The following is a 22259-nucleotide window of genomic DNA, read 5'->3' as shown; positions in this document are numbered from 1 at the left end:
CCTAAACAAATACTACGGCTTATTCAAACATATCTCCAATCACAGGTGCTCCATCTCTGCACATGATAATACCCTTTGATATAACTGTTTGAATTTCGTAGTTTCGATCATCGACAAGAACGATGTCGGCATCCATTCCTTTTTCAATTCGACCTTTATTCTTCAATTGTAATATATTTGCCGGATTCTCAGTAATTACTCTAATAGCATCTTCTATCTCCACATTCAACTCCATAATGGCTTCTCTAACTGACTCATATAAAGAAGATACCCTTCCAATTTTTAAACCTTCAAATTCCCCGTTTTCATCAAAACAAGGCAAGCTTCCTTGAGCGTCTGATGAAAAAGTTATATGTCTCTTGGACACCCCTTTTTCCAAACAGATCTTCAGTGCTTCAGCTGCTTTCACCTCCCCTTCTGCAATGTATTGCGGGGTAGTACTTGTTGTAAAATCAACATAACCACCCTCTTTTGCATATTCAACTGCACAAGAGAAAAGCTCTGGATTCTGATTCACATGTGTTGGATGAAACTGAGTACGCGGCAGTTCCGTTTCTCTTATAATCTCATTAATTATATCCAGCATGGCTTTACCACTACCAAGATGCATATGAGCCACACCGGCTTTTCCAGCCAGCAAACCACCCATTCTTGCATCTGCAACCAATTTGGTAAGGATTTCCTTCGAAGGCTGAGATGATCGGTGATCCGAAATTGCTATCTCACCAACACCAATGACCTCATCTATAAACATGATATCTTTCACTACATCACCTGTCAATGTTCTAACAGGCACTTGGTAAGATCCAGTATAAACATAGGCAGATAAGCCCTCTTCTTTGAGTCCTTTTGCTTTCGAAATAAGGTTGGCCATATTCCTTCCCATACCATCTGTCCCTAAACACCCAACAACTGTTGTTACACCTGCAGCCGTTAAGTCCGTCATTTTAATCTCGGGAGTTCTTGTTTTGAATCCCCCTTCTCCGCCACCTCCACAAATATGCACATGGGAGTCAACGAAGCCTGGGAATGCCATTTGCTTGTCACATTCCAAAACCGTCACTTCTGATAGCTGAGCATATTTATTTAAATCCTCAGAGACTACTAGGATCTTCCCTCCACTCATTAAAATGTCTTTCTTCCCTAAATACTCAGGTGAATAGATTTCACAATTCTTCAATAAAAGCATAATATTCTCCTCCAATACAATATTCGTCATTTATATAATGCAAAATTCATGCCATTTTTAATGTTCTAACATTACAATCAACTTTTCTCTCCATTGCCAAGTATCAGAGAAGACAGTTGAATCTGACGAATATAATGGAGAATATAATGAACCGGAGAAGCTAGATGATACATCAATGAACTTTAAGCTGATTGCTTTAAACAAATACAAATATCACTCAAATAAAAGAGTGATATTTATAGCTTTATTATAGAATTTTTGGCTACAAGCAAGCTTCCCTCAATCTTCCCTTTGTCTACTAAATACCACAAAAATCATATCACTACTCCAAACGAGGATGAACATCCTTAGCTTGAGTAAACCAGTTTATCAAAGAAGTCATGTACTCATGAATAAATTCAGCTGGAGGTGTCATATGTACAAGATGGTCTTCTGCAAATATGCCGACACCACCTTACCTAAATACACCAGCTTCATTTGTCAATCCTTCCATCAATATTCTGTGAGCAAGTAAGAAATCATTTAGAGATTATTGATTCATATCAAGTAATCGTTCATACACATCCAAAGCGTTTTCTACTTCTTGGATTTCTTTCGGTGGTCCCAAAACTCTCTTTCCATTAATTATGTCTGTTACTTGATTCATCATCTACAACTGGAGCCAACAACATTTGGGTGAACATAGAATATAACTCACTAGCTAAGGATTCAATTTCTAGATCTTCATAATTCTGAATACTCCTAACTTCATCATCATCTACTCCTCTGAACTCAAAAGTATCAATTTCAATTTCATAGGTGAATTATACTATATAAATTAATTAAAAGGGCCGTCAAGAGAAATAGAACTTTCGGAAGTAATTATAAGCTAGTTGCAAAAACCGCAAACTTATTTAGATTAAAAATAAGTTTGCGGTTTTTTTATTTAGAAATTGATTCTATAATCATTGTTTTTTATGACTTTTTTAAAGTTTAGTCTTGATAAGAAATCCTATCTCCTTTTCAATATATTATATATGTATAATATATAATTATTTAGATTTTTCAAGCACTTTTTAAAATTAGGTATTGATAAATATTAAACTATTCATCCTATATCTATAATACTATATTTAAGAGGTCCCTACTTATTTTCAAACGCATCTTTAATTGCTTTTAATAATTCTTTATCCATTATTACATCATATCCACTTAAAGCCATGGCACATGCACCTTGAATTATTCTTTCGTGGGCCTTAGGTGTAATAGTATTATCTGCAAATTCTTTAGTGTGTGCTACTACACCCTCCTTTATGCCTATATATGGGTGTATGGATGGTACTACATAACTTACATTGCCCATATCTATAGACCCAAGGCCTGATCTATTCTCTTCTAAATCATCTACATCCATATATTTCATATTATCTTTAAAAACCTTCGATAAGACCTCATTAGTTCTCATATCGTCATAACTAATCTCATAATTTCTAATATTTAATGTGGCACCAGTCATCAAAGAAGCACCCTTAGCTATATCGTTCACCTTATCTACCACTTCATTTAAATAATTTCTTTTCTTTGATCTCACATAAAATTGTGCTACAGCCCTTTCTGGAACTATATTAGCTGCCACACCACCTTCTTTTATGATTCCATGGATTCTAACATCTGATTTTAAATGTTCCCTTAAAGCATTTATACCATTGAAGGTCATAATAACTCCATCTAATGCATTTATTCCTGCCTCTGGTTCTGCTGCAGCATGACTAGGTTTCCCTATAAATTCAAACTCTATGGCATCCATAGCTAATGAAGTTCCACTATTAAAACTCTTTTCTGCTGGATGAACAATCATAGCCACATCTATGTCTTCAAATACTCCTGCATTTACCATATGTACCTTTCCTCCATCTGTTTCTTCAGCTGGAGTTCCTAGTACGACTATCTTCCCTCCTATTTCATCTATCACCTTACTAAGAGCAATACCAGCTCCTACTCCCATAGTACCTATCATGTTATGTCCACATCCATGTCCTATATCTGGTAGCGCATCATATTCGCATAAAAATCCAATGGTAGGACCATCTTTTTTACTATCATAAACTGCCTTAAATGAAGTTTTTTGATTAGCTAGATTACTTTCCACTGTAAAACCATATTTTATTAGAATGTCCTTCAGCAATTTAGAGCTTTTAAACTCTTCATTCCCAAGTTCCGGATAATTATACATAAAATCATTTATCTCTATAAGTTCGTCTTTTATCTCTTTAATCTCACTTACAATAATATTTTTCACAATGCTTCCCCCTCTACTTTTTGTATATATATACATTTTACTTATTTAAATGTGCACTTTCAACCAAAATTTTCAAAAATAAAAAGCTTTATTCTAAAATTTTAGAATAAAGCTTTTAACCCTAAATACTTCTGTCTATATTATTAAATCCATCTTTAAACCAATGATAGATAGATTTTTTTAAAGCTAATAAATTAGTCTTTTTATCTTCTGCCTTTAAGTCTTTAAATCTTTTCACATTAGTAGATATAGCATCTGCTCCTATTAATAGGCCATTACCCATAGGAGTTTCTATTCTAAAGGACTTATTATCTTCGTATGTACAATTCTCTTCCTTAGAAAAGGCCATGAAAGTTCTGCATTTAACAGGTCTTACTTGATAGATACCACATTCCTTCTCCTCATTTAAAAAAGGACAGGGTATTTGTTTACTCCAATAGGAATCTAACTGATCACTCATCTTTTCTAATCCTACTAATTCTCTATAGTCTGGAACAAGGTCTTTATTTTCTTCTAATCTACACATTATTTTTTCAATTTCTTCATTAGTAAAATTTTCAATTACAAACTTTCTTATAACTTCTGCTTCCATAGCTGTTAAGTCCACGTACATATGGCAACATTGACTACATCCTTTAGTACAAGAAGAATATTTACTAAAGATAGATATGGAGTCTTCATATAATCCATATAATTGCTTTAATGATTCCACCCCATAAGACACACTTAACCCATTTTCCATATCTGCCTTATTAATAGTATCTAATACTACTCCTGTGATTTTTCTGTATTCCCTATCACATTCACTTTCTTCTATTAAAATATTTTTATCCTCATGATTTTTTCCGTAATTTCTATATTTTAATCCTTTTTTAAGACAACATTTTTCATAGGTCTTTTCACTTCCACAAGGACAAGCTTCCTTCTTCTCAACATTCTTAGGTATCCATATTCTGCCTTCCATTTTTAGCCCTCCCACCATTATAATCCATCTTAGATTTTATCACTTTTTATCCTCTCTGTGTACAAATAAAAGAACTAAGGGTAAAAATTTCCCTTAGTTCTTTCAATCTTATAAATTAACTATTTGTATCATATTTATATATAATTTCTTCTTCTCCCTGTCGAAGTTCACTCATAGAACCACCTTTAATTCCATATTTATGGGCAGTAATCCAAATTAAAGTTCCAAAAATAACGAAACATACTAAACCTGTAATTAGTCCATATCCATTAACCATTAAAATAGGTAATAGGGATATTAATAGTATTTCAATAAATGACATGAATACATAAGCCATACCATAATCCTCTAGGGTTTTGCTCTTAAATTCTGGATCAACTATTCTCAAAAGAGTTACTCCTATGGCTATAACACCTGTTGACCAACCAAATATAAATATGGACCTTTCAAACCAAAAGTTATTAAATAATCTTCTTCCCACTAAAAATAAATAAGTTACACAGAATATGGCTCCAACTAAAAATAATATAAATATAGGAGCAGCATATTTAACAACTATAGCAAGTTTTATTGATGCTACTCCAAATGCTACTAAATAGTCTGTGGCTGAGCTACCTATCCTTGTCATAATCTTCTTATCCACGTATTCCCCTAATCCAATTAGGTTTAATATTAATTGTAACAGCACTCCCATAATCATTGTCACAGAAAACATAGGTAAGCTTATTTTAGGAAGTATAATTTTAAACCAGTTAGTGAAATAATACCCTCCAGCCGTAGCCATTAATACTAATAGTACATGCCAAGTAAGGGGATCTATAGACATGGGGTTAACTGTTTCATACCCCATAGGACCTCTTTCATTTAAAGGAACTAACCCTGTTTGCATACTTTCTGGCAATTGACTCATGGTTTTAATAAATCTAGTTGCCTTTTTCCTAGTTCCTATATTAATTATGACAAGTCCTCCTAATACTCCAAATAGTAATCCTACAGTAGCAAAAGTCTGTCCAATAGGAAGTGCTTCTTCCCATCCAATAAGTTCCTTAAATGCTCCTCCAAAGGCTGCTGCTGCTCCATGTCCACCTATGAATCCACCTGGCATTAATATGGAAAACCCTTGGTTTATATTCGGATAAAATTTACTTAGGATAAATCCACCTATTAAAATTGCTACTCCATATTGTCCAAAATATACAGCCGAATTAATAGTGAAAGTATCTCCTACTTTATCTATAACCTCTTTAAAGGAACTTTTTTCTGTTCTCCCTATAAAAAGAGACGCAAATAAAACTACAACTAACATATATGGATAAGTACTTATTTTATCTGAAAATGGTATGATATTTATAAACTGCTTCCCTAAGAATAGACCTATAAATCCCGCCACTAGGGATGATGGCAAATATAAGTTTTGTATTAATTTTATTTTAGCCCTCATTAATTGGGCCATGAAAAGTAATATGGACATTAAGGCAAAATCCATCAACATATTGTAGGGTCCAAAGTTCATAGAAAAACCACCTTTCAAATTTAATAGTATTTAAAGTCTGATTTCCTATAGATGTAATTAATTTAGTAGCATGGGATAATTTACCCCATGCCCCTATATAGTAACGAACCTAACCTAATATTGGATTTTCCCATAAAGGTAATCTCTTTCCGATTCCCATTTTCATGGCATTTTCATATACCCTATGAGCTTCTGATAAGTCATGAATTCCCATTCCTATTGGATTAAAGAATATTTTTTCTTTTCTACCTTGTCTTCCAGGTTTTGTTCCAACGATAATTTCTCCAAGATCACCTCTTATTTTATCTTCTGGTATGACCCCATCTCTCACAGCTCTACAACTTACGTCTACTCCATGGTGTTTTACTTGATACCAGCTATCTACAACTACAAAATCCATAGCTTTTAGAGCTTCTGGTGGTGTATCCCAAAATGAAATTTCACAATGAAAAGCTCCTTCTTTATACCACTCTCCATTTACATAAGCCTCTTTAGCCATAGTAGCAGTACTAATAACATCAGAATCTCTAAATGCTTTCTCAGCACTATCAACAATTACAAATTCCATATCCACTTTATCTTTCATTTCTTCTACAAATTTTTTACTTGTTTCTGGATTTATATCAAACACCTTACATACTTCTAATGATGGAACACCTTCTTTAAGAGCTAATGTTTGGGTTATCCCTTGTACACTTGCACCAACAAGTCCCATTACCTTTGAATCTGGATTTGCAAGATATTTTGCTGCTACACCTGATGCTGCACCTGTTCTCATTGCACTTACTAACGTGCCATCCATAATACAAGAAGGCATCAATGTATCAGGGTCATTAATGATAATTACTGCATTTGCTCTAGGCAAACCATATTTCTTTGGATTGTGAGGCTTACTAGGTATGTATTTGATTCCTGAAGTATTTATAGGTCCAATCAAGTCCATATCTTCTAATTCTTTTGCATATTTTTGTCCCCCTAAAAATGCAGGCATAGACATAATTCTACCAGTTTTTTCTTCTGTCTCTGGGCCACCCCATCTAATAACAGGTTTTCCTGGTAGTATGAAATCACCTTTACCATGTAAGAAGAATGATCTTTCAGTAGCTTTCATACAGCCTTTCATGTCATATCCGCCAGCTTTTACACAGTCCTCTTGTTGTAAATATAAAAATTCTACTTTTCTACTCACTTATAATCCCTCCAAACAATTTTATTAATAATAAGATCTATTAATAAAATAATTTAAGGACTACAAAAAACTATAAAAACTATATAGATTCCTATATAGTTTTTTCTAAGTTTTTCGAATTTTGATTTTATTCTTATTTTATAATTCATTTAAAACTTCTATTACTATTCCATCTATGAACTTTTTTATGTTTATTTTTCCTGGGTGTGTACTTTTGCCTTTTATATAGTTCATCTCTCTTCTCACTTCACTAAAATCAAATAATGAATTAGAGTATTTCATGTATATATCATTAGCATAATCTTCTAATCCTAAGTTAGCTATATTCTTTAACCCCTTACCAACTGCCCTTCTTATTCTCTGCTCAAAAGCACCTATACTTAACTCTTTTTCATACAAATTTTTATATCTATTTTTTAACATATCGTAAATTTCATATACTTTCTTATTACTAATTGTATTTATATTCATTTCATTTTTTTCCATTAGCATGTTAATGATTTCTATAATGTCATTACTTCCCGCTTCACCTATTATGCCTAATTCTAATAATATTTTCTCCCCTTTATGCTTTTTATTTTTCTTATGACTTCCAAATTCATCATTACCTTTTAGATCCATTATACTATGTAAGGTTTTTTCTAATGAATTCACAATTTTTTTCATTTTTATGTTCCCTTTAACTTTGTTTATAATGGATATTACTTCTATTTGATTTATTGGTTTATGAATAAAAAATTCAATATTTTTCTTGTAAGCTTCTCCCACCATATTAGGTGAATCCACTTGAGATATCATAATAAAGGATATATCCCTATTCATTGAGGTCACCTTATCTACTATGGTAATCCCATCACACTTTGGTAGCAATAAATCTACTAATACAATATTAGGTTTTAAGTCTATTATGTTTTCAATTCCATGTATGCCATCACTAGACTCTCCTATTACATATCCTAATTTGTTATCCCTTATGACCTTTTTTAATATGGCCCTTATATTCTCATCATCATCTACTATATATATGCTAAATTCCATTTTCCCCCTCCTATCCACAAAGCCTTTTATTCCTAATTAATCATGTACATCTTCGGTATTTCTATTTTAAATACAGTTCCAACCCCTTCTTTAGATTCAACTTTTATTCTACCTTTAAAATAATCTCCAACTATATTATGCACATGGGTCAATCCTATGCCCGTTGATATTGCTCCTGTGTCCTTATTAAATTTAGTTGAATATCCAGGATTAAAAATTAATTTAATTTCATCTTTATGAATACCTTCTCCATTGTCTTCTATAGTAAATACAATGTAGTCTCCATGTATTTTTTCTTCTATACATATATATCCACTTTCATTAATTGATTCTATGGAATTTACAATCAAATTATTTAGTATGGATATGATAGGATAAAATTCATTTGTATGAAAGTCATCTTCCACATTAATCTCCAACCTTATTTTCTTATGAGATAATTCTATAATTTTTTGTGTATTCCCCTTTATTATGTTTTTTATTTCTTCAAAGGACATTACAGAGATAATACTTTCTCCATCTAAATTTTTCTCCATACCCAATATTACTCTTATATAATCCTTTTTTATTTCGTGTATATCCTTTGATATGGATAAGGCATCCTCTTTCAAATCTTCTATCTCTAATCGTTTATACATATGGAAGCATTTGTCCATGGCATTCTCAATATCCCTACTAGATTTTTTTAATAAAAATAATTCTGATTTTAAATTTGCAATGAATGAAACTAATTGTCTATATTTATTTTCCTCCTCCTTAATTTTTCTTCTTTTCAAATAATTACATATTCCATAATACAAGGCTAAAGTTATACAAGTTCTTATGGTCCCAACTAGGATTATTATCTTTAACATTTCATCAAAGGAATAATTAATATTTCCTTTACTTAAGAATATTTCTATGAAATTAGCCAGTACTTCACATATAAATAAAAATATAAAGTTTAATCCTATTTTGTCTATTTTTTCTCTTATTTTAAATACATAAAATAGCACTCCAAAAAATATATAAAAGAGGGCTCCCCTATAATACCCTACAATTGATTCATATAATGGAATATTAGGATTAGTTATTAGTTGTACAGATACTCTAAAAATAAGAACTGACATACTAACCATTATAGAGGTTGTTATTATTGAAATTTCTTTAAAATATATAAATAAAAGAGATAATGTTGTGACACTAAATGAAAATCTAAGGGTCCATTCAAAAAAAGGAGTTATATATATTTGACCTGTAAATACTACCAGTACACAAATGGCGCCTATAGTTTCTACTACTTTCCTATTCATAGTCTCCTTCTCCTTTTTATATAATTTTTAATTTTATATATTTTTCTATATTCCTTTCATAATTCCTCCTTATTGAGGACCATATGTAAAGATGATTTTTTTCTCACCTTATTATGATTTTTAATTTTCTCATAAAAATGATATAATATAGGTTAGTATAGTTTTAAGGAAGAGGTATGCAATGACAAAGGATATAGGTAAAAAAATTAAATTTCTAAGACAAACTAACGAAATGACTCTAAAGGATTTAAGTGAAAAAACAGGTCTTTCTTCTGGTTTTTTATCACAGCTAGAAAGGGGCCTAACTACTATTGCAATTGATTCTTTAGACAAAATAGCCTCTGCATTAAATATAGAGTTAACTTATTTCTTTTCTTCTCCTAAGAAGAACAGTGGCCTTATAATGAAGAGTTATGAACAAGAAGTTTCTCAAATAATGAACTCTAAAATAATTTATTATAGTCTTTCTAATAACTTATCTGAAAGTACAATGGTTCCAAAATTAGTAACAGTATTACCAAATGAAGATAGTGAAGAAATCCAAAAGTATCCCCATGAGGGAGAAGAGTTTATATACATATTAGAAGGTATATTGACCCTTTATATAGACAAGGAGAAGCACATTCTTCATCCTGGTGATTCAGCCCATTTCAATTCTTCATTAGATCATAATTGGACAAATCACACTAATAAGAATGTGAAATTATTAGTAGTAAATACACCAAACTTTTTTAAGTCTAAAAAAAGTGATTAGGATAGCCTAATCACTTTTTATTTATAACTCTATCTTCTGACCAATATTTTTTTCCTTAGCCTTTTCATAGATTATTTGAGATACTACCATATCAAATAAAGCCATTCCTACTGATTTAAACAAAGTAGTCTCTCCCTTTTCAACTTTTCTATCCATTAACTCTGTAAATAATTTTACCTGCTCTTTTTCTATCCATCCTTCATTTAATGGAGTTATTAAATCTCCCGATTCTTCACAGGCAAAATCATTATCAATATATATATTGTCAATTAGGCCATATAAACTCTTTGGAAACTCATGCATATCAGGTTTATAAGACCCAATACCCACAATATGCTTACCCTTTAATAGTTCTTCATCATCTGGAAGAACTGGCTCATTAGATGATGTGGCCGTAATAATAACCTCTGAGTTTTTTACCAACTCTTCTGTAGTATCTGCACTTACAATTTCCATATTAGGTAGTTCCTTTTTTAATCTCGCAATAAATCCTTCTACCTTTTCCTTTGTTCTGTTATACACAGTAACCTTTTTAAAATCCCTGGCTTCACATGCAAATAATACTTGATAAAATCCCTGCACTCCAGTTCCTATAAGGCCTAGACTAGTCACATCTTCAGGTGTAACATATTTTACTCCAACTCCGCCTACAGCTCCTGTTCTATAGGCTGTAAGGTAGGCACCATTTAGCATACCCACTGGTTTGCCCGTTTCTATATTATTAAGTAATACTAATCCATCTATCACCGGTAGATTCTTATGTGTGTTTTCTGGAAATAAACTAATTATCTTAGTACCAAATATATCTTTAGTAAAACAAGGCATATATAACAAAGTGTTTGGTTCCTTATCTATGTGAATTCTATCTGGCATAAAGAAGTTCTTGTCCTTATATATATGAAAGGCCTTTTCTACACCTTCCATAACATCCTTAAGTGATACAGACCTTTTTATATCCCTTTCATTAAGATATAACATATAAATTCCCCCTCAACTTAAATTCCAATATAATTGTATCACTTTTTGTCATAAAAATCCTTTTCTTTAAAAAGAAAAGACCCCTACGATAAACGTGTGGGCCTAAACTTTTTTAATTAACTATTCTTTTATTGGTTTTTTAAGAAAACCTAACATTAAAGCTGTAATTCCAGAACCTATTAGGATGGCTACTGAATATAATAGTGGACTTCCTTCCACAATAGGAATTACAAACAGTCCACCATGGGGTGCTGGTAAACCTATATTAAATACCATAGTTAATGCTCCTGCTATGGCAGATCCTACTATTATAGAAGGAATAACTCTACCTGGGTCTGCTGCTGCAAATGGTATAGCTCCCTCTGTAATAAATGAAGCCCCCATAATATAACACGTTTTTCCTGCATCCTGCTCACTCTTAGTAAATCTATTTTTAAATATAGTAGTAGCTAACGCAATACCAAGGGGTGGAACCATTCCACCTGCCATAACTGCTGCATGAGGTGCAAAGTTACCTCCATCTATCATAGCTATACCAAAAGTAAAAGCAGCTTTGTTAATAGGACCTCCCATGTCCACAGCCATCATTGCACCAAGTATTAATCCTAATAATACCTTGTTTGCTGTTCCCATGCCATCTAACCAGCTTTGAAGGGCTAAGTTTGCTCCCTTAACTGGATTTACTACTACAAGTAACATGATAGCTCCCGTTAAAAATATTCCAAACAGAGGATATAACAATACGGGCTTTATTCCTTCTAAAGAATCTGGTAACTTTGAGAACGTTTTTCTTAGGAATAAAATAATATAACCACCTAAGAAACCTGCTATTAGTCCGCCTAAAAATCCTGCGCCATTATTAGCTGCTATAAATCCACCTACCATGGCTGGTGCAAATCCTGGTCTATCTGCTATACTCATTCCTATAAATCCTGCTAATACGGGAATCATAAGGGCAAAGGCACTACCTCCACCTATATCCATAAGTAATTTAGCAAAGGGATGGAATGCTGGATCACTTGGGTCAAAGGCCTTAATACCGAATATGAATGATATGGCTATTAATATACCTCCACCTACTACAAAAGGTAACATGTTAGAAACACCATTCATTAAGTGTTTATAAAAACCTTTTCTTTCTACCTTCTTGTTAAAATCACCATCTTTTTTATTATGATGATAAGTAGTACCATCTCCCTTTATGGCAGCATCTATTAATTCTCCTGCCTTTTTTATGCCCTGGGCAACGGGTACTTGTATAATCTTTTTACCTTCAAAACGGGACATTTCCACTTGCTTATCTGCTGCAATTATAATTGCCTTGGCTCTTTTTATCTCATCATCTGTCAACCTATTTTTTACACCAGTAGAACCGTTAGTCTCTACCTTTATGGAAACTGCCTTTTTGCTCCCCTCATTTTTAAGGGCATCAGCTGCCATATAAGTATGAGCTATACCTGTAGGACAAGCCGTTACAGCTAAAATCAGTTCATCACTATTATTCACTTCATTAGAATCTTCTAACTCTATATTTTGTTCTTTATCTATAATATTTAATAATTCCTCTTTATTCTTTATCTTTGATATTTTGCTTCTAAACTCTTCTCTCATAAGAAGTACGGATAATTTAGATAAAGTATCTAGATGTTCATTATTTGAATCATCTTTTCCTGCTATCATAAAGAATATATGTGCTTTTTTCCCATCTAATGAATCGTAGTCTATACCCTCTTTAGAATATCCAAAGGCTAGTGCCGGTTTTTTCACTGCTCCTGTTTTAGCATGTGGAATAGCTACCCCATCACCTACCCCTGTTGAAAATTCCTTTTCTCTTTTAAAGATTGCCTCTCTAAATTCTTCTTTGTCATTTAATTTATCTGCTGTGTCTAATTTCTTAATAAGTTCATTTAATACTTCTTCTTTTGTTGTACCTTTTAAATTAAGTATTATGGTATCTTTCTTTAAAAGATCTGTTATTTTCATACTTTCCCTCCTTTAATAGATTTATTTATATTAGCTTTGCAAAACTACAGGGTTAAAATTTTAATTTCCTTTAATAACTTCTCAACAAGGGGTCTTTCACATAAATCCATAGAAAATGCTGTAGCACTCCCACAGGCAATGCCCCATTTAAAACCATCTAATAGATTTTTATTTTTGCCATATCCATATATGAATCCTGCCACCAATGAATCTCCTGCTCCTACAGAATTTTTACTTTCTCCCTTTGGTGCCTCTCCATAAAGGATTACGTCCTTATTTACTAATAATGCTCCATCTTTTCCCATGGATATAATTACATTTTGAGCACCCATGGCTACTAGCTTCTTTCCATAGGAAATTACATCTTCTCTTGTTTCTATATTTGTTTCAAATATTTCTTCTAGTTCCTTAATATTTGGCTTTATTAAAAAAGGCTTATTTTCAAGGGTGCTAATAAGAGCTTCCTTAGTAGTATCTACTATTACTTTTACCCTTTTGTCTTTAAGAAGACTTTGAATCTTAGAATACATATTTCTAGGAAGACTATTTTGTATATTTCCTGATAGAACTAAGTAATCATCTTCCTTTATTTTTTTTATTTTATTAAATAATCTTTCTAAGCTTTCATCATCTATATGAGGACCATTTCCATTTATTTCAGTTTCCTCATTAGATTTTACTTTTACGTTTATTCTTGTGTCTTCATATATTTTTATGAAATGGGTGTCTATATTCTCTTTTTTTAAAAATTCTTCTATAAAATCACCTGTAAATCCACCTATAAACCCTAGGGCCTTACTCTTTTTCCCTAGATTATTAAGCACTCTAGATACGTTTATCCCTTTTCCTCCAGGGTATTTAGCATCTTTCGTAACTCTATTTACAGTGCCCAATCCAAAATCCTCTAGGGAAACTATATAATCTATAGAAGGATTAAAAGTTACTGTATATATCATTATTTAGTCACAACCTTTATTTTAGTTTTTTCTTCATATAATCTATAATTTTCTACTTCTGCATTTGTTAGAATTATTGCCTTATCTAACTGAGCTACCTTAACAAAGGCTACTTCTCCAAATTTGCTTTCATCTGCTAGTACATATGCCTTTTTAGATAAACTTATGGCAGCTTCCTTTAATATGGATTCTTCTGAATCAGGTGTAGTAAATCCATACTTCAAGTCAATACCATTCATCCCCATAAAACATTTGTCAAATCTAAACCTCTCCAAATTCTTAAGGGCATCTACTCCTATTATGGCCTTAGTTCTAGCCTTGGCCTTTCCACCAATAATATAAGCGTTCATATTTTTTTCTAAAAGAATGTCTATATGCTTAAGACCATTAGTTACCACTATTACGTCTTTTTTATCTATATACTTAATCATGTTAAATACAGTAGTTCCAGCATCTAGGTATATACAATCTCCCTCTTCTATAAGGGATGCTGCATATTTGGCTATTCTCTCTTTTTCATCTATATACTTATCCTGTTTTTCATTATAACTAGGTTCAATAGACCTTCCCTTTAACAACTTAGCTCCACCATGAACCCTTTTTAAAATTCCTTCATTTTCTAGCTGAGTTAAATCTCTTCTTATGGTAGATTCTGATGTATTTGTAACTTTTACAAGTTCGTTTATCTTAACTATTTCCTTTTCCTTAAAAACCTCTAAAATTATCCTTTGTCTTTCCTCTGTTAACAAATCCATCACGCCTTCCTTAAATTTATTATAAAACATTTCCCTTTCAATTTCAATCATTTTCTTTCATTTTCTTTCATGTTTTTGAAAGAATACGAAAGTTTTCTCTTCAATTTCAATCATTTTCTTTCAAAATCACCACATATATATTTTACCAATTCTATAGAAAAAAAGCCTTCTTTTTTAAATAAAAATGACTAGAAATGTGTTTATTTCACATTTCTAGTCATTTAGTTCTATGATTCCAATATTTCTTTTTTTGCATATATCTTTCACATGACTTACCAATCTATCTTTATCTGCCACATTATCTAAAGAGTGAGCTTCTGAAAAATAATCACTATCATCTCCAAATTTCCCCACATGAACTAATTTAAGACCATCATCTATATATCCTATGCCATCACCAATTATATTTCCCACTTCTACTATTTCTACATCATCCCAATATATTTTTATAAATTGCCTATCTCCTAATATTTTAAATCCTATATAATCATCATTTACTGTTATTTTCTTTTTATTAGAGATTTTAATAAATAGAGCAAATGCAACTCCTAAGCATATGCCTCTAATTAAACCTACAAGATTTGAATTTGCTATTAACAATCCTAATATCATTAATATTATTATAAGATTAACAGCACTATTGTATTTATTGTCATTTGAAATATATAATCTGTCCATGGCCTCCACCCCCATACCTATTTCACAAATAACAAAAGCTCCTTCTAATATTTATGTGCCTATGTAAAAAAAATGCCCATAAAATATTAAAAAATGCTTTTGGAAACACTATGCCTATATATTAAGAATCTTAGGAGGATCAAAGCTAATGGAAAATAACTTTAATAATAATGAATTGTATGAATTGCCTCTTATAAAAAAATATACTCCCACAAAGAAAGATCTATTTAAGGAAATTTTATCAGCCATATTTTTTATCATATTATTATTTCTATTCAAGCAAGATACTATTACTAAAATATTAACCTTTTCATTAATTATATATATCATTTACCGTGTATGGTCTCATATTTTCCTATCACCTATATATCTAGAGATAAATCACAAATTAATAAAACTATCTTCTAAAAGAGGTGAAAAAATCGTATTTTTAAACGAAATAATAAACGCAGAATTTTTTCTATCCATGAATAATAATTACATTCTTGGAATAACTACTAAAAAAAATGAAATCAACAAAGATTTACATTCAATAGTTAAATTTATTATTATTTTGTTTAAATCTCAATACACTTTGAAAATCCCCCTAATTGGATTAGAATCAATAGACAAGAACAAATTAATTAACACCATATATAATGCAGTTAATCCAGAAGTGGATGAAGATTTTCATATTGATAATGTTTTAGATGAATTATCTGATAAGAAAATTTATGATGAAACTCCATTTAGAGCTTTCACCTATATTTTTAGTATTTCTATATTAATTGGATTGTTGCAAGGATTTTTACTTTCTCTATTCCCATATAGTTCATCAACTACTCTTTTTAGTCTAGAAATACTTTTACCAATAGTAGGCACTCTATTTATTATAGATGTTTTTCACAATAGGTATAAAGAAAAAAAATATAACCTTTTTAATAGGATGGTTATTTGTCTTTCTATTTTACTAATGGTGGGATTAGGTATTGTAACAGAGTTTTCTTTGACAGTAGGAGAATTCCCTACAAGAGACAATTTTAGAAGAAGCCCACTGATTAGTAGGCATTTAGGAGACTTACACTTCTATCTCATTCTTAACCTCCCTATCCCCTTGTTCATAGGATTAACCCACGGATATTCTTTTAAGTTCATAAAAAAAGTTAAAAAGAAACTCTTGTGGAAAAAATTTGGTGAGTATTACTATCGCTACAGCAAACAAGATGATATGTTTGTAATATATATGTTAGACCCTGTAAAAATAAATGAAGAATACGATGAACTCTTTATTTTACGACTGGCCCAAGGATGTCTCATTGAAAGGGATAAGAAAAACCTACTATCATTCTATCTAACAAAGGATATTATAGATGAGTTTTCTTTGAAATTCCCAATAAAAAGCTATGTCCATTTTAATGCTAAAGAATATTTTTATATAGATTTAGATACTCGTACAGAAAGAAACCCAAAACCGTATCTATTACCCTGTCAGTTACACTTAGATAGAAATAAGGAAGTAAAGAAATTGTATGTGGAAAATTTTAATGCAGGTAATAAGGAATAGCCTCTTAATTTCAATCCTTTCTTTTGGCATAAGCACATATATATTTTACTACTTCTATAAAAAGCTATTAAAAAATGACTAGTGATGTGATTATTTCACATTCCTAGTCATTTAGCTCTATGATTCTAATATTTCTTTATTTTTAAGTTGTATATCTACTTTCTTTACGTAGGCCAAATACATAATTAAAAGTAAAGTACAGATCTCACCTATAACAATAGATACCCAAATTCCTATATCTCCCATTATCATAGGAAGTACCATTAAAGAAACTATTGTAAATACCATTCCTCTGCTTGTAGATATAATATTTGCTGTTTTTGAGTTTTCTGTAGCTTGATGATAAGTTACATTAACTATATTTATTGAAGCAATAACAAATGAGAATGCATAGATTATAATAGCATCATAAGTTAACTTTATTAATCCCTGGTCTCCATTGAAAATGCTGATTATTTCCTTTCCAAAGAAGAATATTATACCATATATTATTAATGATGCAGTAAAATTTGTCTTTACTCCCATTTTAAATACTTTATCTACCTTATCACTATCTCCCTTTCCATGATTATAGCTTAGCAATGGCTGTATTCCCTGGGAAATACCAATGAATAAAGCAATTAGCACAGTACTTATATATCCAATAATACTAAAACCTGCAACGCCAATTTCTCCAATTCTACTCATAATCACTATGTTAAAAGCAAATACACTAACTGCTGGTGATACTTGAACGATAAACTCTGGTGTTCCAACTTTTAAAATTCTTATAAGATCATTCTTATTTAACTTTGGAACATATAACTTAAGTTTTCCCTTTTTTCTACTAAAATGAGTTAACAGAAGAAATACACTAGATAATTGTCCTAATCCTGATGCTATTGCTGCTCCTTTTATTCCAAGATTAAAAACAAATATGAAAATATAATCTAAAACTATATTAGTTATTGCACCTAAAATAAGAGAAATCATGGCTAAATTTGGATTACCATCATTTCTAACAAAGGCACTTAAAGCTAAGCTACCTGAAAATCCAATACCAAACATCATATAATAACGAAGATATTCTGCTGTTCCTACAACTAATTCATCACTAGCACCTAGCATTCTAGCTATTTCCTGTGGAAATATAACACTAACGATTGACAATACACCTGTTATAGCTACTATTAAGAATAAGCTTTCTAAAAATATATTATTACCTTCCTCATGCTTATTCTCTCCAAACTTTATGGACATTATTGCTGCCCCTCCCATAGTTATCATCATACTTATAGCTATCATAAGAGTTGTAACAGGTAAAGCTACATTTATTGAACCTAAAGCGCTTACACCTACTCCCCTACCTACAAATATTCCATCAACAACTATATAAAGTGCTGAAACCATCATACCTATTACAGATGGTACAGCATATTTAATAAATTCTTTCCATAATGACTTCATATCTCATCCCTCCTAAGGGAGATTATAAAGTCTATACCAAGTATAGAGTCAACACTTTTTTAAAGTTTTTTAATTATTCCATTCCAAATTCCTTAACTAGCTTTTCCTTTTGTTTTTTATTAAGTTTTTTAAATGCATATTCCCTTTTCATGGCTTCACTTTTACTCTGAAACTTTTCGAAATATACTAATTTAACGGGTAACCTAGCTCTAGTATATTTACTACCGATTCCTCTGTTATGCATTTCAATCCTTTTTTCTGGACCATTCCCCTTTGTATATCCACTATACAAGGAATTATCACTACATCTTACCATATATGCAAAGTGCATTTAACCACCCTTTTCTATGTAAATAAGTCAAAGTACTATCATACTAAAGTATACTATATGAAATCTTTATATCAAATAAAGTTCTATAAACTTTTTCTATTTGTAAAATAACTAAAATTTTTATAGACTATATCTAGAATACAATGATTTTCGACAAACTTCAGGGGGTAGATAAAAGTGTTTCAGACAAAATTCAAAAACAAATTTATAGTATTAGCTACTTTACTTTTAATAGTAAGTTCTATTTTCATAGGATGTTCTGATAAAAGTGAAGTAACAGAGACTACTAACACAGAATCAAAGGAAATGGTTTACATAGATACATCTGCTTTAAAGGAAAAGTTACAAAGTGAGGCCACAGTATTAGTAGATACTCGTTCAGATGAAGCTTTTAACGGTTTTAAAGAAAATGAAGATGTACGAGGAGGACATATTCCTGGTGCTATTCAATTTCCTGCAACTTGGTTAAATAAGGTTAAGGATGATAGTGAGTTAAATAATTTATTAGAAGAAAAGGGAATCACAAAGGAAAAAGAAATTATAGTTTATTCTGATTATGGAAAAGTTAGTGAAAGCCTATATAATAAATTAGTTAGTTTAGGTTATGAAAAAGTTTCAAACTATAAGTTCTTAGATTGGTCTAAGGATGAATCTAATGAAGTAATTCAATATGAAAACTACCAAGTTTTAGTTTCTCCCAAATGGGTTAAGGATCTAATTGATGGTAAAAACCCTGAGACTTATCCAGGAGGCGGTTACGCACTACTTGAGTCTAACTATAATGGATTAGACATATACAAAGAAGGTCATATACCAACAGCCCTTCAATTTGATACTAATGAAATAGAAAAGGGTCCTGAGTGGAATGTAAAAACTGATGCTGAACTTGAAGAAGTAGTTAAAAAGTTTGGTATAACAAAGGATACTACAGTAATTGTATACGGTACTCCTTCCATGGGAGCTGAGAGAGTTGCCCTTGTGATGATGTACTTAGGAGTTGAAGATGTTCGTGTATTAAACGGTGGAAAACAAGCTTGGTTAGATGCTGGTTTAGAACTTGAAACTACTATGAATGAACCTAAGGCTATTGCAGATTTTGGAGCTAAAATCCCTCAAAATCCAGATTTAATAATAAATATTCCAGAAGCTAAGGAAGTTCTAAAGGATGGTAAATTAGTAAGTGTTAGAACTTGGGATGAATATATAGGTAAAACTAGTGGTTACAGCTACTTTGATAGAAAAGGCAGAATAAAGGGAGCTATATGGGCTAACTCTGGAAATACATCTCAAGATATGGCTAACTTTGAAGATATAGATGGTACTCATAGAAGTATTGCAGAAGTTGAAAACTACTACAAGGAAATTGGTTTAAATAAAAATGATAAAACGTCCTTCTATTGCGGTACAGGTTGGAGAGCATCTTTAACATTCATAGATGCCCATGTACTAGGTTGGAAGAACATAAGTGTATTTGATGATGGCTGGTTCCAATGGAGCCTTGATCCAGATAATAATCCTATTGAAATTGGAAATCCTCAAAACTAACAGAATTAAGGAGCTTTACAGCTCCTTGTTTCTGTTTTATTCTTTTTATAAGGAGATGATGTATTGAGTAAAATTATAATTATTTTTATAAATTTATTATCCATAATTGGACTTTATTTAGATTTTATCCCTAAATTAAAATTGTATTTGAAATTTAAATCTATTTTCCAACTAGGTGAAGTTTTATTTCAGTTTTCACAAATGATATTTTTAATAGGTTTATTATTCTATATAATATTTAATTTTAAATACAAAAAAATATTTTTGGTAAGTATATATGTGGCCTTTATAGGAGCATTTACTAATTTAATATTAGATATATATAATGATTACTTAACCTTTAAAAATATGAGTTGGTTAATCGGATATGTATTATTTTACTTCACTTTAATAATAATTATGAAAAAACGTAAATCATCCTTAATGAACATATGCCTTATCTTTGGTATAATAGGCACCCTATTTATAACCTATGAAGAAGTGAGAAGCGGCATATTTGAAGGGACCTTATTTACATTAAATAGCTTTTATCCCCTAGGTATATTAGTTTTAATATTGTACTTAAAAAGGACAGTTATTAGATAACTGTCCTCAGATTGTAGACAAAGTCTACAAGGTTATAGACCTTTGACAAATTTCAAGTTCGAGGCGTGATGAAAGTAAGAGACCGCAGCGTATATGGCCATACGTAAGGGGTCTTGGTTTCAGCAACAAAGAAGAAATTCAGATTTGCCAAAAGCCTAAAGACAGTTATTAAATAACTGTCCTTTAATTAATATAATTCTTTTAATTCCTTAGTAATAGAATATTCTCCATTATTGTCTCTATGTATTTTAACCCTGTTAATTATGGAACTTACATTGATTTTTCCATATACATGCGGAAACTTCTCTCCCATATTCTTTAAATCTTCAACTCTAAGTTCTGATGTTAATTTTTCTTCATCTATACAAAGAAGCCATGTACTTTCTTCACCTTTATAGTGCTTATTAAGGACCCACAGTGTTTGCTTTGGATAGCAACAATGGATAAATCCTTCTTGTTCCAAGCTAGAACTTTGAAAATACTCTTTATCTTTTATTTCTTCCCATTCCTTTAAAGTAGCTGTATATATGATCATCTTTTTTCCTCCTTATTACACGAAGAACCTCCAATCATTATATCACATAATATAACCGTGAATTTAATACATTACATTAACTTTTACTACATTTGCCTTTGATTCTTTATTTAATATGCTAATAGCTACTTTTTCTTTAATAGAACTTATTAAACAAGTATCTCCCTCTTTTAAAATTATAGATTCCTCTTCATCTATTTCCACATGTGTTTCTCCATTAACACAATAAAGGGCCACATCTTGGTTTTCTTCTTCAGAAAAACTTACCACATTATTTTCATCAAGCTTTATAGGCTCTACTCTCCCACTACAGCCTATGGTCATTAAATTAAAATCTGTAACCTTCCCAAAACTTTTAGTAGTCCAATCTCCACTAAAGGAATCCTGGTCAAATTCCCTTAATTCACAACTATGATGTCCTTCATGTTCAAGTTTAAGTTCTCCCTTAAGAACCATTAATATTCTATCCACATTAGGTAGTGAAGTAAATGTGGACTCGTCCACCTCCACCTTAGCCGAACTAATTCTCCACTTAAAATTTTTGTCTTTGTATATGGAATCCTTTGGCCTAATGGCAATTTCAGTTGTAGTTCCACCAGACCACTGCCTTGTTATTAAATCTGAGCCTTTAATTAATTCTATATTATAATTCATATCGCCACTCCTTATATTATATCGTCATGGAAATTTTAACATAAAAACGTCTA

General features: G+C 31.3%; 20 protein-coding genes. 4 read left to right on the top strand and 16 right to left on the bottom strand.

Annotated features, from left to right (window positions below; translation table 11 throughout):
- Positions 1-19 precede the first annotated feature (19 nt).
- From iadA to CCE28_RS04010, 7 genes are all read right to left on the bottom strand, one after another.
- The gene (gene iadA, locus CCE28_RS04040; protein WP_330396811.1) at positions 20-1189 is read right to left on the bottom strand and encodes a beta-aspartyl-peptidase; all 1170 of its coding nucleotides are present in this window, start codon (positions 1187-1189) and stop codon (positions 20-22) included.
- A gap of 1123 nt (positions 1190-2312) precedes the next feature.
- Entirely contained in the window at positions 2313-3467 is a 1155-nt protein-coding gene (locus tag CCE28_RS04035) for a M20 family metallopeptidase (protein ID WP_207652849.1), read from the bottom strand.
- 121 nt (positions 3468-3588) lie between these two features.
- A complete protein-coding gene (locus CCE28_RS04030; RefSeq protein WP_176461651.1) occupies positions 3589-4431 on the bottom strand; it encodes a YkgJ family cysteine cluster protein in 843 nt (280 codons plus the stop codon).
- Positions 4432-4546: 115 nt separating this feature from the next.
- Entirely contained in the window at positions 4547-5944 is a 1398-nt protein-coding gene (locus CCE28_RS04025; RefSeq protein ID WP_095131213.1) for a sodium/glutamate symporter, read from the bottom strand.
- A gap of 109 nt (positions 5945-6053) precedes the next feature.
- The gene (locus CCE28_RS04020; RefSeq protein ID WP_095131211.1) at positions 6054-7133 is read right to left on the bottom strand and encodes an ornithine cyclodeaminase family protein; all 1080 of its coding nucleotides are present in this window, start codon (positions 7131-7133) and stop codon (positions 6054-6056) included.
- Positions 7134-7271: 138 nt separating this feature from the next.
- On the bottom strand, positions 7272-8171 hold the full coding sequence (locus CCE28_RS04015; RefSeq protein WP_095131209.1) for a response regulator: 900 nt from the start codon (positions 8169-8171) through the stop codon (positions 7272-7274).
- 32 nt (positions 8172-8203) lie between these two features.
- Entirely contained in the window at positions 8204-9463 is a 1260-nt protein-coding gene (locus CCE28_RS04010) for an ATP-binding protein (RefSeq protein ID WP_095131207.1), read from the bottom strand.
- Positions 9464-9644: 181 nt separating this feature from the next.
- On the opposite strand from CCE28_RS04010, the gene CCE28_RS04005 reads away from it, so the two are divergent.
- Entirely contained in the window at positions 9645-10217 is a 573-nt protein-coding gene (locus CCE28_RS04005; RefSeq protein ID WP_095131205.1) for a helix-turn-helix domain-containing protein, read from the top strand.
- 21 nt (positions 10218-10238) lie between these two features.
- Here the strand turns inward: CCE28_RS04005 and CCE28_RS04000 are convergent, their stop codons facing one another.
- The 5 genes from CCE28_RS04000 to CCE28_RS03980 form a co-directional block, all read right to left on the bottom strand.
- The gene (locus CCE28_RS04000; protein ID WP_095131204.1) at positions 10239-11195 is read right to left on the bottom strand and encodes an ornithine cyclodeaminase family protein; all 957 of its coding nucleotides are present in this window, start codon (positions 11193-11195) and stop codon (positions 10239-10241) included.
- Between the two features lie 120 nt (positions 11196-11315).
- Positions 11316-13178 carry a PTS fructose transporter subunit IIABC gene (locus tag CCE28_RS03995; RefSeq protein ID WP_095131203.1) on the bottom strand — a complete coding sequence of 621 codons (1863 nt, stop codon included), beginning with the start codon at positions 13176-13178 and terminating at the stop codon, positions 11316-11318.
- A 44-nt stretch (positions 13179-13222) separates the two neighbouring features.
- Complete coding sequence (gene pfkB, locus CCE28_RS03990; protein ID WP_095131202.1) at positions 13223-14134, bottom strand: 1-phosphofructokinase; 912 nt, start codon at positions 14132-14134, stop codon at positions 13223-13225.
- The gene (locus CCE28_RS03985; protein WP_330396810.1) at positions 14134-14940 is read right to left on the bottom strand and encodes a DeoR/GlpR family DNA-binding transcription regulator; all 807 of its coding nucleotides are present in this window, start codon (positions 14938-14940) and stop codon (positions 14134-14136) included. The genes pfkB and CCE28_RS03985 overlap by 1 nt, the downstream gene beginning before the upstream one ends.
- 162 nt (positions 14941-15102) lie before the next feature.
- Positions 15103-15567, bottom strand: coding sequence for a hypothetical protein (locus tag CCE28_RS03980; protein ID WP_095131201.1), 465 nt, complete (start codon positions 15565-15567; stop codon positions 15103-15105).
- Positions 15568-15715: 148 nt separating this feature from the next.
- Here CCE28_RS03980 and CCE28_RS03975 point away from each other — a divergent pair, with 148 nt between their 5' ends.
- On the top strand, positions 15716-17110 hold the full coding sequence (locus CCE28_RS03975) for a hypothetical protein (RefSeq protein ID WP_095131200.1): 1395 nt from the start codon (positions 15716-15718) through the stop codon (positions 17108-17110).
- Between the two features lie 117 nt (positions 17111-17227).
- Here CCE28_RS03975 and CCE28_RS03970 read toward each other — a convergent pair whose 3' ends face one another.
- Together CCE28_RS03970 and CCE28_RS03965 are read right to left on the bottom strand one after the other, a co-directional pair.
- A complete protein-coding gene (locus CCE28_RS03970) occupies positions 17228-18556 on the bottom strand; it encodes an MATE family efflux transporter (RefSeq protein WP_095131199.1) in 1329 nt (442 codons plus the stop codon).
- Between the two features lie 73 nt (positions 18557-18629).
- Positions 18630-18887: a GIY-YIG nuclease family protein gene (locus CCE28_RS03965; RefSeq protein WP_095131197.1), complete on the bottom strand. Its 258-nt coding sequence runs from the start codon at positions 18885-18887 to the stop codon at positions 18630-18632.
- 177 nt (positions 18888-19064) lie between these two features.
- Here CCE28_RS03965 and CCE28_RS03960 point away from each other — a divergent pair, with 177 nt between their 5' ends.
- Positions 19065-20432, top strand: coding sequence for a sulfurtransferase (locus CCE28_RS03960; protein WP_095131195.1), 1368 nt, complete (start codon positions 19065-19067; stop codon positions 20430-20432).
- 63 nt (positions 20433-20495) lie between these two features.
- Complete coding sequence (locus CCE28_RS03955) at positions 20496-21017, top strand: hypothetical protein (RefSeq protein WP_095131193.1); 522 nt, start codon at positions 20496-20498, stop codon at positions 21015-21017.
- A 187-nt stretch (positions 21018-21204) separates the two neighbouring features.
- Here the strand turns inward: CCE28_RS03955 and CCE28_RS03950 are convergent, their stop codons facing one another.
- Positions 21205-21552: a DUF952 domain-containing protein gene (locus CCE28_RS03950; protein ID WP_095131191.1), complete on the bottom strand. Its 348-nt coding sequence runs from the start codon at positions 21550-21552 to the stop codon at positions 21205-21207.
- 63 nt (positions 21553-21615) lie between these two features.
- On the bottom strand, positions 21616-22206 hold the full coding sequence (locus CCE28_RS03945) for a HutD/Ves family protein (RefSeq protein WP_095131189.1): 591 nt from the start codon (positions 22204-22206) through the stop codon (positions 21616-21618).
- Positions 22207-22259 lie beyond the last annotated feature (53 nt).

This window comes from Anaeromicrobium sediminis, from assembly GCF_002270055.1.
GTDB lineage: Bacteria > Bacillota > Clostridia > Peptostreptococcales > Thermotaleaceae > Anaeromicrobium > Anaeromicrobium sediminis.
Note: the sequence above shows the minus strand (reverse complement) of the source record. Positions and strands in the feature narration are given on the sequence as shown.